A 275-nucleotide genomic window follows, 5' to 3' on the forward strand; every position below is an offset into this window, starting at 1 on the left:
GTGGAAGCGAATAAGGAAAGGGCATACCGCCTACTAGGGAAATTACCTGCCATTACGGTAAACAGTTATCGGCTAATCAATGGGCAAAAGGCAGTGCAGCCAGATCAGGATTTATCCTATAGTGCTAATTTCCTTTACATGATAACAGGGGAAAAGCCGGAGCCATGGCAAACGAAAATATTTGATCGTTCCCTTCTATTATATAGTGAGCATGAAATGCCAAATTCAACATTTACCGCAAGAGTTATTGCGTCTACAAACGCTGACCGTTATGG

Annotated in this window: 1 protein-coding gene; it reads left to right on the forward strand. The window is 42.5% G+C overall.

Going from position 1 to position 275, the window contains the following annotated elements; genetic code table 11:
• Positions 1 to 275, forward strand: a 275-nt coding sequence (locus tag RG959_RS24090) for a citrate/2-methylcitrate synthase (RefSeq protein WP_342799297.1), incomplete at both ends; no start/stop codon positions are given.

The organism is Domibacillus sp. 8LH (genome assembly GCF_038806185.1).
GTDB classification, from domain to species: domain Bacteria; phylum Bacillota; class Bacilli; order Bacillales; family Domibacillaceae; genus Domibacillus; species Domibacillus indicus_A.